Here is a 13,178-nt window from a genome sequence, read left to right on the forward strand (position 1 = left end):
GACAGATCGAACCAATGACAGGACAATCGGAACATCGCTGGTAAACACCGAAGCCACCGTGAGACCTGTCCCGACGTACTCGCTGTATGGCACCAATTCCTCGGAACCGCTGTCGAACCAGCTGCATTTCGAGTCCATTGCCGCGCGCAGCCGCCTGCACGGATGGGAGATCAAGCCACACCGGCACGAGCGCTTCCTGCAAATTCTGTACATTCACGCGGGCGCTGGCGAAGCCCTGCTGGAGGAGCGGCGCGAACCGCTGCGCAGCGGTTCGCTGGTGACGATGCCGCCACGGCACATCCACGGCTTCGTCTTCAGGCCGGACACCGACGGCGTGGTCGTGACCATGACCGACAGCCACCTGCGCACGCTGCTGGCCGGGGTGCCGGATGCGCTGCCGCTGTTCGCCCACCCGCGCCACGACCGCGTGCGCCGGGGCCACGCGCTGGCCGATACGCTGGCGCTCATTCGCGGCGAGATCGAAACCGTGTCCGCCTGGCGGGGGGCGTCGCTGTCGGCATTGCTGACGCTGCTGCTGATCGGCATCGCGCGGCTGGCCAATGCCGCCGCGCCGGCCGCGGCACGCAGCAACAGCCGGCCCGCGCGGCACTTCCAGCACTTTCAGCAGATGCTCGAGTCAGCCTATCGTGAGCAGAAGGAAATCACGCACTATGCCGGCGCCATCGGCATCACGCCCACGCAGCTCAACCGCGTGTGCCGCCAGGCGTGCGGGCAGTCGGCGCTGCAGATGATCCATGCGCGCGTGCTGGCCGAGGCGCAGCGCGACTTGCTGTTCAGCGACCTGGAGGTCAAGCACATCGCGCTGTCGCTCGGGTTCGCCGACGCCGCCTACTTCTCGCGCTTCTTCGCGCGGCTGGTAGGACAGGCGCCGACTGAATTCCGGCAGTCGGGGCGCGCGCGGCTGCCGGCATTTGCCATGCCGCCGCCCGCGGATGCGGCGGGGTAAGCGGTCAGCCTGCCTGGTCCATCCCGGCGAACACCTCTTCGGCCAGGTGAAATGCCGAGTTCGCCGCCGGCACGCCGCAATAGATTGCGGTCTGCAGCAACACCTCCTTGATCTCGTCGCGCGTCACGCCGTTGTTGGCGGCGGCGCGCAGATGCAGCTTCAGTTCCTCCGGGCGGTTCAGCGCCACCATCATGGCGATGGTCAGCAGGCTGCGCGTGTGCCGCGGCAGGCCTTCGCGCGTCCAGATCTCACCCCAGGCATAGCGCGTGATGAGGTTCTGGAATTCCTCATTGAGCGGCGTCAGCCGCGCGAGCGAACGGTCGACGTGCGCGCTGCCGAGCACCTCGCGCCGCACGGCAAGGCCGGCATCGTAGCGCGCATGATCGTCGCTCACTGGCAGCCGGCCGCGCACGAAATCCAGCAGTGCCGCCGTGAAGCGGCCGGGCTGCTCGAAGCTGGAGATATGCGCAGCGGGCAGTTCGACATAGCGCGCGCCGGGAATCGCGCCGGCCAGCGCGCGGCCTTCCTGCGCAGAGGTCGACGGGTCCTGGCTGCCGGCGATGACCAGCACGGGCACCGTTATCGAAGCGACCGACTCGCGAAAATCGGCGTCGCGCACGGCCGCGCAGCTGGCGGCATAGCCGTGCGGATCGAGCCCGGCCAGCACTTGGCGCAAGCCGTCAAGCGCGCGGTCCGCGGTGGCGGCAAACCCCGGCGTGAACCAGCGTTCGACCGAGGGCGCGACCATCACGGCCATGCCTTCGCGCCGTACCGTGTCGATGCGGGCATTCCAGCCGTCGGCATTGCCGATCTTCGCGGCGGTATTGGCCAGCACGATATGCGAGAACCGCTGCGGCGCATGAAGGCCCAGCCACATCCCCGTGAGCCCGCCCATCGACAGGCCACAGAACACCGCCTGCCCGATCCCCAGCGCATCCAGGATGGCGATGACGTCCTGCCCGAGCTGCGCCACGGTAAAGGCATCGCCCGGCGCGGTCGAGCGGCCGTGGCCGCGCGTGTCGTAGCGCACCACGCGATAGCGTCCGGCCAGCACGGCAGCCTGCGGCTCCCACATGGTGTGGTCGGTGCCGAGCGAGTTCGAGAAGACGATGGCCGGCGCGGCCTCAGGGCCGTCGACGGTGTAGAAGAGCCGGGCGCCGGCGTGGTCGAGGTAGGGCAATGCAGTCTCCTTGGGAACGCGGGCGGCGGCGTGGCCGGCGCGTCTTGTCTTGGTGGTTCCGGGTTCAGGGTGAACGGCGCGCCGCCAGTGCGGATTGCCACGCCTGCACGGCAGCGTCCGCAAACGCCGCTGACTGGCCCGCATAGTTGGCGGGGTCGGCAAGCCGGTCCAGCGCGGCGTCATCGAGCAGGCCGGCATGCGCCGGGTCTTGCTGCAGCGTGCGGGCGAGTGCGTCGCGCAGGCTGGTGCCTTCGGCCACCGCACGCTGCGAGGCGCGTTCCACCAGATGGTGCGCCGGCAGCCGGCCGATCCTGCCGCCAAGTTCGAGCATTGCCGCCTCGCCGAGGATCAGGCCATGTGTAAGGCCGAGGTTGGCACGCATGCGCGCCGCATCCACCTGCAGCCCCGCCACGACCTCGCCCATCTGGCGCAACGCGCCGGCGGCCAGCGTCACGATCTGCGGCAGTGTGTCCCATTCGGCCTGCCAGCCGCCCAGGGCGCGCTCGTGTTCCTGCACCATGCCCGACAGCATCGTCGCCACCAGCGGCGGCACGCGCAGCGCGGCCGTCAGCACCGCCGCGCAGCCGACCGGATTGCGCTTGTGCGGCATGGTGCTGGAGCCGCCGCGGCCCGGAGCCGAGGGCTCAGCCACTTCCGCGACCTCGGTCTGCATCATCAGCGAGATATCGCGCGCCATCTTGCCGAGCGTGCCGGTCAGCATGCCCAGCGTGGCGGCGACCTCGGCCATGCGGTCGCGATGTGCGTGCCACGGCAGCACCGGCGCGGCCAGGTCCAGTTCGCGGGCCAGCGCGGCGGTCACAGCGGGCGCGGCATCGCCAAGGCTGGCGAGCGTGCCGGCGGCGCCGCCGAACTGCAGCGCACGGGCCTGGGCGCGGGTGGCATCGAGGCGGCCGAGATCGCGGCGCAGCGCATCGAGCCAGCCCGCCGCCTTCAGGCCAAAGCTGGCCGGCAGCGCATGCTGGAGCCAGGTGCGCGCGACCATCGGCGTGGTCCGATGCGCCGTGGCCAGCGCGGCGCAGGCGTCGCCCAGGCGCACCAGGTCGCCATCCAGCGCGCGCAGCGCGTCGCCGGTCTGGAGCACCAGTGCGGTGTCGATGATGTCCTGGCTGGTGGCGCCCCAGTGGACAAAGCGCGCCGCCTCGGCGTCGCGTGCGGCCACGGCGGCGGTCAGTTGCCTGACGAACGGAATGGCAAGGTTGCCGGCGGCGACCGCGGCCTGCGCGAGGGCGTCGCGGTCAATGATGGCGGTGTCGCGGCAGACGTCGGAGATGACCGCGGCGGCCGCGGCAGGGATCACGCCGCTGTCGGCTTCGGCACGCGCCAGCGCGGCCTCCACGGCAAGCATGCGCTGCACCGTGCCGGCGTCGGAGAAGATCTCCAGCACAGCCGGGCTGCCGGACATGGGATCGGTGAGACGCGTTGCGGTTGGCATTGGGGGCGATGGGTAGCGTGGGTGGCCGTGACGTCGACGGCCACCCGATTATGCGTCTGTTGCCGGCGGCGGGCTCGTCAGATATCGAAGAACACCGTTTCGCCCTGCCCCTGCAGCGCGACATTCCAGCGCAGCGTGCCGTTGCCGGCGTCGCTGGCGATCAGCGTGCCACGGCGCTCGGCGGGAACCAGCGCCAGCACGCCGTCGGCGGCATTGGCCGCCGCTTCATCCGGGAAGTACATGCGCGTGGCGACATGCTTGACCAGGCCGCGCATAAACACCGACACCATGATGTGGGGCGCCTGCGGCCGGCCGTCCGGGCCCGGCACGGCGCCCGGCTTGACGGTGACAAAGCGGAATGAGCCGTCGGCCTCGGTCGGCACACGGCCGAAGCCGGTAAAGCCGGGCACCAGCGGCAGTTCGCGGGTGTCTTCGGCATGGCGGTAGCGTCCGGCAGGGTTGGCCTGCCAGATCTCGACCATGCCGTCGGGCACTGGCTGGCCGTCGCCATCGGTCACGCGGCCTTCGATCACGATGCGCTGGCCGGCCAGTTGCGGGGCGCCGGCGGTCAGGTCGGCGCAGTTCAGTGCATCGAGGCCGATATGCAGGTAAGGCCCGACGGTCTGGGATGCGGTGGCATAGAGCATGGTCTTACTCCATCGGCGTGGCATCGCGGCCACGCAGCACGATATCGAAACGGTAGCCGAGCGCGTATTCCGGCTGGGTGCTCTCCCAGTCGAAGGCGGCGATCAGGCGGTTGCGCGCTTTCTCGTCCGGCACGCAGTTGAAGATGGGGTCGAACGGCAGCAGGGGATCGCCGGGGAAATACATCTGCGTCACCAGCCGCGTGGCGTAGGCATTGCCGAACAGCGAGAAGTGGATATGCTGCGGCCGCCAGGCGTTGTGGTGATTGCGCCAGGGATAGGCACCGGGCTTGATGGTCTTGAACCGGTAGTACCCGTTGGCGTCCGTCACAGTGCGGCCTTCGCCCGAGAAATGCGGGTCGAGCGGGGCGTCGTGCTGGTCGCGCTTGTGCAGGTAGCGCCCTGCGGCGTTGGCCTGCCAGACTTCGACCAGCGTGTTCGGCACCGGGCGTCCGTTCTCGTCGAGCACGCGGCCGGTCACAAGAATGCGTTCACCGATCGGCTCGCCGCCATTGCCCACGGTCAGGTCGTTATCGCCTTCGCGTACGAACTCCGGGCCGAAGGCCGGGCCGGTGACTTCAGACAGCGATTGCGGCAGCGCGATCAGCGGCTGGCCGGGCGAGCGCTTCTGGGTGGAAGCATAGGGATCAAACCGGTATTCGGGCTGGGTGTCCCAGTAGGGACGGCGGTACTGGGCAAGACGGGTCATCGCGCAGTCTCCTTGTCGTTTTGGAATGGATCCACTTTAGGTGGCAAATAAATTCATGTAAATTGAGATCTCCGCTATTTATCATGAATTTTTAGCATGCACGCATCGTCGCCACCCGCGCTGGAAATCTTCCGCAACCGCGTGCGGCTGCGGCATCTCTACTGCTTTGTCGCCGTGTCGCAGACGCAGCACCTGGGCCGCGCCGCCGACCGCCTGGGCCTGACCCAGCCTGCCGTGTCCAAGACCCTGACCGAACTGGAGGAACTGGCCGGCACGCGCCTGCTGGTGCGGCGGCGGGCGGGCACCGAACTGACCACGGCAGGCACGCGCTTCCTGCGCCACGCGCTGCGCATCCTGGCCGATATCGACGCGGCCGCAGACAGCATGGCCGGCGCGCAAGCGTTGCCGCAGGAGCGTATCCGGCTGGGCGCGCTGCCCAGCATCGTGCCGGCGGTGCTGACCGATGCCCTGCTGCGTTTCCGCGCCGCGCATCCCGGGGTCGGCGTTGCGGTCCAGACCGGCATGAACCGCAACCTCATCGACCAGCTCAAGGCGGACGTGCTGGACCTCGTGATCGGGCGCATGGACGACCCGGTGGCGATGGAAGGCCTCTGGTTCGAGTCCCTGGGACCGGACTCGCTGGCCTTCGCCGTCCGCGCCGGCCATCCCCTGGCGGCCCTGTCGCGGCCGACGCTGGTTGACGCGCTGGCGTGGCCGCTGGTGATTCCGGCCGCAGGCTCGATTCCCCGCCACAACACTGAAAGCCTCTTGGCCCGGCACGGCCTGCCGTTGCCGGATGGCTGCGTGGAGACCTCGGATGCCTATCTGGGCCGGCTGCTGGCCCGGCAAAGCGACAGTGTGTGGGCAGCACCGCTGTCCGCGGCCAGGCGCGCGGAGTCCGAAGGCGACCTGGTGCTGCTGGCGATCGACACCCAGGGCACCGAAGAGCCGGTCGGCCTGCTGCGGCACAGCGACCGCACGCTGACCCCGATGGCGGAGGCGCTGGCGCACTGCATCCGCACGGCCGCGCAGCCTAGTGGCCTGCCACGCTCTCCCTGACGCCGGCCGAAGGGCCGGTGGCGGCCGCGGGCGCGCTGCTGAAATGCTTCACCAGCAGCGCGCCCGCGGCCAGGAACGCCGGCACGGCCAGCAGCGTAAAGATGGTGTCGAAGCCAAGATGCTGGCGCAGCAGTTCGGCGCCAAGCAAGGCCCCGGTGATCCCGCCGAAGCGTCCGAAGCCAAGCATCCAGGCAACGCCGGTGGCCCGGCCCTGCGTCGGATAGAAGGCCGCGGCCAGTGACGGCATCGAGGACTGCGCGCCGTTCATGGCGGTGCCGGCGAGGAAGATCAGCACACCCAGCAGCACCTGGCTGCCGGTGCCATGGCCCACGGCGTAGATCAGCAACCCGGTAGCGGCATAGGTGATGGCGATGACCTTGTTCGGATTGAAGCGGTCCATGAACCAGCCGGCGGCGATGGTGCCGATGCCGCCGCCCAGCGGAAAGAGCGCGGTCAGGAATGAGGCGTGCTGGATCGAGAATCCGGCATCCTTCATCAGCGTGGGCATCCAGCTGGTCAGCAGGTAGAAGATGACCAGGCCCATGAAATAGGTGCACCACAGCATCGCGGAGCCCAGGCGAAAGCCGGGCGCCAGCACCGTGCCGATGGCGGACCGGGCCGCGGGCGCGGCTTCGCCGATGACGAAGGCGTCGGCCTGGCCCAGGTCTGCGCCGGTCACGCGCTGCAGTACCTTGCGGATCTGGCCCGGCGGGTAGCTGCGCAGCACCATGTAGCGTACCGATTCCGGCAACAGGACGATGAGCAGCACCGCCAGCGCCAGCGGCAGGACGCCGCCGAGCAGCAGCACGCTATGCCAGCCGAAGTGCGGAATCATGGCGGCGGCGACAAACCCGCCCGCCGCGGATCCCAGCGGAAACCCGCAGAACATGGTGTTCACCAGCACGGCACGGCGGCGTTGCGGCGCGAACTCTGAGGTCAGCGTCACGGCATTCGGCATGGCGGCCCCCAGGCCCAGCCCGGTCAGGAAACGCAGCGCCGTCAGCCAGCCGAGCGTGGGGGCAAAGGCCGTGGCCAGGCTGCACGCCCCGAAGAAGAAGACCGACAGCACCAGCACCTTCTTGCGGCCGACGCGGTCGGCCAGCGGTCCGGCAAAGATCGCGCCGAAAGCCAGCCCGAACAGGGCCGCGCTCATGACCGGCCCGAGCGCCGCTTTCTCTATGCCCCAGTCCTGCACCAGCGCCGGCGCGATATAGCCCATTGCCGCGGTATCGAAGCCGTCAATGGCAACGATCAGGAAGCACAGGATGAGAATGAGCCATTGATAGCCGGTGAACCGCTGTCCGTCGATGAGGGCCTGGACATCTGTGATGCCACCCTTGGTCTGCGTGGATTGGGGCACTGTTGTCTCCGTTTGCCTGGAAATCGCACGGCCTGTCTGGCAGGCATCCCGCGCAATATTGTTCTATTAGCGAACTCACGTTCTCTTATTGAACGCATCTTAGGCAAAGGGGATTGCGGCACAGAATTAGCGTTAACCCGGCGGGAAAAGGGAAAGTGCCGGCGACTCTCGAAGGTGATATTCACCCATAAAATAACAATTTTCAAGAATCATAGAATATTAAATACCATTTTTTTGGTATTTAATATCGCATAACATAACATTATTGGAATTAAAGACAATCAGTAACCGCAAGAAGCCAAGACTGATAAGAAAATTTCATGCAAGGCGTGCCAATCGTCAATTTACATTCCCAAACTTGCCACCTAGAGTGCAGACCAGATCTGCGCGAATGACGGAACGTGCTTCATGCACCGCATCAGCCTTGGCGCGCTGCGCCAACCGCCGCATTCAGCGCCAGGATATCGGCCTGGAAGCCAGCCGGGCATGACAGCTTCAGGTCTTCCTCGAAATTCCTGTTTACCCGGCGGGCGCGATCCCTTCGCCGTCAGCACCCAGCTCATCCGCGTCTGCCGGTGCCAGCGGAATCTCCACCGTCAGCGCCGTGCTGCCCGGTGCCGAGCGGATCAGCAGCCGCCCGCCGATCACCGACGCGCGCACCTGCATATTGCGCAGCCCACGCCCGCCGCGCGTGGCCTCGGTGTCGAAGCCGCGGCCGTCGTCGGCCAGCGTGATCCGGATCACCTGCGCGGCCATGTCCGCCTGCGCGGTCACGGTAAGGGAATGCGCGCCCGCGTGCTGCATCACGTTGGTGATGGCTTCGAGCAGCAGATACTGCAGCTCCTGCACATTGCGCGCGGTGAAATGCGGCAGCGTGGGCAGGCGTTGGACCTCCCAGTGGATGTCGAGGCCGGCATCGGCGATGCGCGGCCCCAGGCGGTAGCGCAGGTTGCCCAGCACCGCCGCCAGGTCGCCGCCGGTGTCCTGCATGGCGTCAATAGAGAGCTTGAGCGAGTCCAGCGCATGCCGCACCTGCGTGGCGATCTCCGGGCTGCTGGCCTTGCCGGACTCCAGCATCGACAAGGTGGTGACAAGCTGGCTGCCCAGGCCGTCGTGCATGTCGCGCAGGATGCGCCCGCGCTCGCGCAGCGCGGTCTCCTCGGCGGCGATCTTCTGCGTGCGCGCAAAGGCCGCGCGCAGCTGTGCCTCGCGCTGCGCGACGCGCTCGGTCAGCACCTGGTTGGCGTTCCGCAGGCTCTGCACGGCGCTGGTATAGCGCTCCGCCAGCATCCACGCCATCACCACGCTGAACGGCACCGACACATAGCGCGTCATGGAATGGATCCAGTAGTAGTCGCCGGTCAGCCAGACCTTGATCCAGTCCGCGAGGAACAGCACCGCCGACACGCCCACCGTGGCGGCCAGCAGCGTCGCCTCGCGGCTGGGCCGGCGCAGTGCGCCCCAGACCATCGCGCCGGCCACGGTCAGGACGATGCCCACCTTGACCAGCCAGCTCAGCGGGAAGAGCAGCGGGTGGCTTGACATGGCGGCCACCGGCGCAATCACCGGCAGCGCCAGCCACAGGTAGGCATTCAGCGTGCGATGCAGCCAGCGCCACGGCACGCGGATCACCAGCAGGCAGAAGCGGGCGATGGCGCCGAGGAACACCTCGCGCGCGGCGGCGACGATATAGCCGCGCAGTTCCGCGGGAATTGGCAGGTCATCGACAAAGTAGTCAAGCAGCCGCACGCTCCAGGCAACCTCGGCCAGCCCGTACAGGCCGAACAGCGGATCGCGCTGCCGCCACCAGATCAACAGCGCAAGGCCGCCCAGCACGGCGCTGAGCACCGCTGCGATCAACGGGCCGACCACCCGCAGGCGAAAAGCCTGGTCGTACTGCGCGCGCACTTCGGCGGCCGGGCCCACCGTCACCGGCAGCAGGCCCGTGCGCGCATAGGCGTGGCCCGCGACGGTGATGCGCAGCGCGTTGCCTTGCGTGCTCGCCAGCTCGGGCGGCATGGCCACGTAGTAGGGCCGCTTGGCCAGCGCCGACGACGGTGCGTCCAGGCGCCCGCCGGCGGCGATCAGCACGCCATTGAGCCGCACCTCGTAGCTGCCGCCGGCCCATGGCACGAACAGCCCCCCGGGGTCCGCCGCGGGCCAGTTGCGGTCAAAGCGCAGTTCGTAGACCACGATGCCGGACTTGCCCGGCATCACCCGGTCCCAGTAGTCGGGCAGCGTCAGCGGTTGCGCCGGCAGCACCGTGCCGTCGGTCAGCGTGGCCGAGCGCGTGGCCGCGGTCAGCTCCACCGTGTCCGCCGCCGCCATGCCGCACAGCAGCAGGCAGGCCCAGGCCAGCAGCGCGGCAAGCACAGTGCGCAGGCGGTGCGACCCGAGCGGCACGGCGCGCGCTCACAAGGACTTGAGCAGGCCCAGCTTGGCCGCCTCGAACACGGCCTCGCCGCGCGAGCGCACCGCCAGCTTGCCGTAGATGTTCTTGATGTGCGATTGCACGGTATGCACGCTCAGCCCCAGGTAGCGGGCCGTTTCGGCGTAGGTGTAGCCGCGCGAGATCAGGTCCAGGATCTCGTTCTCGCGCACCGACAGCACCACCGCGCCGGTGGCCGCGGCATCGCGCGTGACAGGCTCGGCCGGCGCGCCGCGCAGCCGGTTCACCACCTGGCGCGCGATCAGCGGGCTCATCGGCGAGCCGCCCGCGCGCAGTTCGCCGATGGAAGCGGCGATGCGGTCCGTGGTTTCGTCCTTGAGCAGGTAGCCGATGGCGCCCGCCTCGATGCTGGCGAGCACGTGCTGGTCGTCGCCGAACACCGTGACCACCATGCAGTCGCAGGCGGGATAGCGCTCGCGCGCGTCGCGGATCACGTCGATGCCGCTGCCGTCCGGCAGGCCGAGGTCGCACAGCAGCACATCGGGCTGTTGCCGCGCCAGCCAGGCCAGCGCCTGCGCCGCGGTGGCGGCGCTGCCGGATACGGCGGCGCCCGGCGCATGCATCTCGACCGCCTGCACCAGCCGGCTCAGCGCCGCGGGGTCGTCTTCGACGATCAGGACTCTTGTTGTGTTTGTCATGCCTGTGTTCCCGAGCCATGCCGCTTTGCGGCCGATTTTGCGACCCACTGTGCAGCCAGTCTCGCTGCCCGCCTTATTGCACATTGCGCCGGGCACGCCGGCGGATTCTGACATATCCGCCCGCGCATGGGACGGCCACGCGGCCCCTTCAGGGTAAACGCCGCCGCCCCTTACCCATCGCACGGCCGCGCCCCGTTGCCCATCCCATATTCTGGGGAGGCGCCGAACCTGGCCTGCCCCTATGATCGCGACAAAACAGCCTTTCTTTTCGCCCGCCCCGGCGCGGTCAGCCACGCGGGCGACAAGACAGGCAACGGGAAAACGGGGAGCAGGGGGAAGCCGACAGGCGCCATCCCGGCAACGGCCGCGCTGCGCCTGGCTGCCGGGATGGCTGCGTGCGGCCCCGCCGTTCACCCCTGCCTTACCCTGGTCCGACACGACTCCCGTGCCGCTTGGCCACACGCTGGCCCCGACACCGGTGGACACGGCGGTACATTCCGGCGGCCAAGGCTGCATCCCTTACAAGCTCTGAAACCATTGCACGGACGCCGCGCTGCCGTGTGCCGGCCAGGGCTTCTCCCAAGGCGCCCTGCGCAGGGTACGAATCTTGCCCCTTCCTGAATACCCGCCAGCGGTTGGCGCGCGCCTTCTGCGCCGGCTTCCGCACATGGCGTTACTCACTTTGTCAGGAAACCAGCATGGGCTACTACTACGATGTGCGCAATGCGCGCGACGCGCGCCAACGCCGCCAGGCATGGGACGACGATGACTGGCAACCGGAATCGGAGCGTGAGCGCTGGCAAGCGCATCAGCGGCGCCAGCAAATGATGCCCGGCCAGACCCGCTATGGCGATCCCGCCCGCCCGGCCCGGGAATTCAACGAGCAGTACGGCGCCGGCCGCTATCCGGACCGTCCCGGCGATGAGCGTTACGGCAGCAACCTGCGCTATGGCCTCAATGGCGGCTACGGCTGGGAACGCGCCGGCGAATGGCGCGCCCCCCGGACATGGAAGCGCGACGATGAATACGCCGAACGCCAGTGGCGCCAGAGCGCCGAGCGCGCGCGGGAACCGCGCGAACTGCGTGGCCGGTCGCGCGGATCGCCCCGCACGCAGGGCCACGACAGCTACTTCAGCGACCTGCGCAGCGACCGACGCTACTGGGTCGAACCGCGCGACGAATGGGATGAGGGCCAGGAGTATGAAGCCCGGCGCCACAGCCCGGCGTACCGGGAATATGCGCAGCGGCGCGGCTGGGAAACCGATGACGAGCGCGAAGGCGAGCACGGCGTGCTCTACAACCTGGGCCGCCGCATCGGCGAAGTGGTCGGCGACTGGTTCGGGGCCCCGGACGAGCACGAATGGCGCAACACCGGTCCGCGCGGCTACCAGCGCAGCGACGAGCGCATCCGCGACCAGATCTGCGAGCGGCTGAGCTATGCGCGCGGCGTTGACGTCAGCGACGTCAGCGTCGATGTCAGCGCCGGCGTGGTGTCGCTGACCGGCACCGTGCGCGACCGCGGCCAGAAGTACTACATCGAGGACATGGCCGACAGCACGTATGGCGTCAAGGAGGTCAACAACGACATCCGCGTGCGCCGCGACAGCGAAAGCGGCCCGGCCAGAGGAACCACTGGCGGCTTTGCCAGCGACACCACCGGCAGTACCTGGCGTGCATAAGGCCGTCGGCCGGCGGATCACCTCCGCCGGCCTTCAGATTGCTCCTGAACCCACCGCGACGCTCACCTCCGCCGCCAGCTTTTCGCGGATAAACCCCAGGAAGGCCCGCACGCTCTCAGGCAACGTGCGGCCGGCCAGCGTCTGCAGCTCGATCGCGCGGCGACTCATGCCGCGCTCGCGGATCGATGCGGCATGCAGCTCGCCGCGGCGCAGGCGGTCGCCCACCGTGACGGTGCCGGAAATCGACAGCCCGCCGCCGTGCAGCACAAAGCTGGTCAGCGTCTCGAAATGGTTGGTCACCAGCACCGGCTCGAACACGATGCCGCGTTCGCCGCAGGCCAGGTCGAACAGCTGGCGCACGGTGTTGTCGCCCTCGGGCAGCGCCATCGGGTAGGGCTGCATCTGCGCCAGCGTGACACTGCGAAAGCGCGCCAGCGGATGGTCCGGGCGCATGATGGCGATCACCGGCGCCGGCTGCCGGTGTTCGACGCGGATACCCTGCTCGGCGGCGCGGCTGTAGGTGATGCCGATATCCGCATCGCCATGCAGCACGATGCCGGTGACTTCCGCCGGCGGCGCCACGCGCACGTGGAATTGCAGGCCTGGATAGCGCTGGCGGAACTCGGCAATGATGCGCGGCAGGAACTCGATCGCAAACCCGGCCGAGCTGGCCACGCGCACCCGGCCGCGGCGCAGGCCCTGCAGCGCGGCGATCTCGGACACCACGCGGTCGGCCTCCAGGGCCCCGCGCAGCGCATGGGCCGCCAGCAACTCGCCCGCGGCGCTGGCCACCATGCCGCGCGGTCGGCGGTCGAACAGCGGCACCCCAAGCAAGGCCTCGAGCGCGCCGACCTGGCGGCTCACCGCCGACACGGTGACATTGAGCCGCTGCGCCGCCTCGGTCAGCGAGCCGCTGCGCACGACCTCCAGGAAATAACGCAACGAGGTGTCCTGCAGGCGATGCGACAGCATGGGCGGCTCCGGGCGGCTGGTTTGCGTTTTACGCAAGGATATTTGAAAAATTCATCGATTGCGGGAAA

General features: G+C 68.5%; 11 protein-coding genes. 3 read left to right on the plus strand and 8 right to left on the minus strand.

What is annotated here, in order from left to right; all coding sequences use genetic code 11:
* The first annotated feature begins 58 nt into the window (after positions 1-58).
* Entirely contained in the window at positions 59-967 is a 909-nt protein-coding gene (locus ACREYQ_RS28335; protein ID WP_432261280.1) for a helix-turn-helix domain-containing protein, read from the plus strand.
* Between the two features lie 4 nt (positions 968-971).
* On the opposite strand, the gene pcaD is transcribed toward ACREYQ_RS28335, so the two are convergent.
* The 4 genes from pcaD to pcaH all read right to left on the minus strand — a co-directional run bounded on the left by pcaD (position 972) and on the right by pcaH (position 4,953).
* Positions 972-2,147 carry a 3-oxoadipate enol-lactonase gene (gene pcaD / locus ACREYQ_RS28340; RefSeq protein ID WP_432261281.1) on the minus strand — a complete coding sequence of 392 codons (1,176 nt, stop codon included), beginning with the start codon at positions 2,145-2,147 and terminating at the stop codon, positions 972-974.
* A gap of 64 nt (positions 2,148-2,211) precedes the next feature.
* Complete coding sequence (locus ACREYQ_RS28345) at positions 2,212-3,570, minus strand: 3-carboxy-cis,cis-muconate cycloisomerase (protein ID WP_432262678.1); 1,359 nt, start codon at positions 3,568-3,570, stop codon at positions 2,212-2,214.
* 107 nt (positions 3,571-3,677) lie between these two features.
* Complete coding sequence (gene pcaG, locus ACREYQ_RS28350) at positions 3,678-4,247, minus strand: protocatechuate 3,4-dioxygenase subunit alpha (RefSeq protein ID WP_432261282.1); 570 nt, start codon at positions 4,245-4,247, stop codon at positions 3,678-3,680.
* Positions 4,248-4,251: 4 nt separating this feature from the next.
* Positions 4,252-4,953: a protocatechuate 3,4-dioxygenase subunit beta gene (gene pcaH / locus ACREYQ_RS28355; protein ID WP_432261283.1), complete on the minus strand. Its 702-nt coding sequence runs from the start codon at positions 4,951-4,953 to the stop codon at positions 4,252-4,254.
* Positions 4,954-5,049: 96 nt separating this feature from the next.
* Between pcaH and ACREYQ_RS28360 the strand changes: the two genes are divergently transcribed.
* Positions 5,050-6,012 carry a LysR substrate-binding domain-containing protein gene (locus ACREYQ_RS28360; protein ID WP_432261284.1) on the plus strand — a complete coding sequence of 321 codons (963 nt, stop codon included), beginning with the start codon at positions 5,050-5,052 and terminating at the stop codon, positions 6,010-6,012.
* On the opposite strand, the gene ACREYQ_RS28365 is transcribed toward ACREYQ_RS28360, so the two are convergent.
* The 3 genes from ACREYQ_RS28365 to ACREYQ_RS28375 all read right to left on the minus strand — a co-directional run bounded on the left by ACREYQ_RS28365 (position 5,987) and on the right by ACREYQ_RS28375 (position 10,459).
* Positions 5,987-7,372 carry an MFS transporter gene (locus ACREYQ_RS28365; protein WP_432261285.1) on the minus strand — a complete coding sequence of 462 codons (1,386 nt, stop codon included), beginning with the start codon at positions 7,370-7,372 and terminating at the stop codon, positions 5,987-5,989. The two genes, ACREYQ_RS28360 and ACREYQ_RS28365, sit on opposite strands and share 26 nt — an antisense overlap.
* A gap of 519 nt (positions 7,373-7,891) precedes the next feature.
* Positions 7,892-9,775: an ATP-binding protein gene (locus tag ACREYQ_RS28370; protein ID WP_432261286.1), complete on the minus strand. Its 1,884-nt coding sequence runs from the start codon at positions 9,773-9,775 to the stop codon at positions 7,892-7,894.
* 9 nt (positions 9,776-9,784) lie between these two features.
* Positions 9,785-10,459, minus strand: a complete 675-nt coding sequence (locus ACREYQ_RS28375; RefSeq protein WP_432261287.1) for a response regulator — start codon at positions 10,457-10,459, stop codon at positions 9,785-9,787.
* A 698-nt stretch (positions 10,460-11,157) separates the two neighbouring features.
* Between ACREYQ_RS28375 and ACREYQ_RS28380 the strand changes: the two genes are divergently transcribed.
* Positions 11,158-12,138, plus strand: coding sequence for a BON domain-containing protein (locus ACREYQ_RS28380; RefSeq protein ID WP_432261288.1), 981 nt, complete (start codon positions 11,158-11,160; stop codon positions 12,136-12,138).
* Between the two features lie 33 nt (positions 12,139-12,171).
* Here ACREYQ_RS28380 and ACREYQ_RS28385 read toward each other — a convergent pair whose 3' ends face one another.
* Positions 12,172-13,110 (minus strand): LysR substrate-binding domain-containing protein, encoded by a 939-nt coding sequence (locus ACREYQ_RS28385; protein ID WP_432261289.1) that lies wholly within the window; start codon positions 13,108-13,110, stop codon positions 12,172-12,174.
* Positions 13,111-13,178: the final 68 nt, after the last annotated feature.

Origin of the sequence: Cupriavidus sp. TMH.W2 (assembly GCF_050847365.1) — a bacterium.
GTDB lineage: Bacteria > Pseudomonadota > Gammaproteobacteria > Burkholderiales > Burkholderiaceae > Cupriavidus.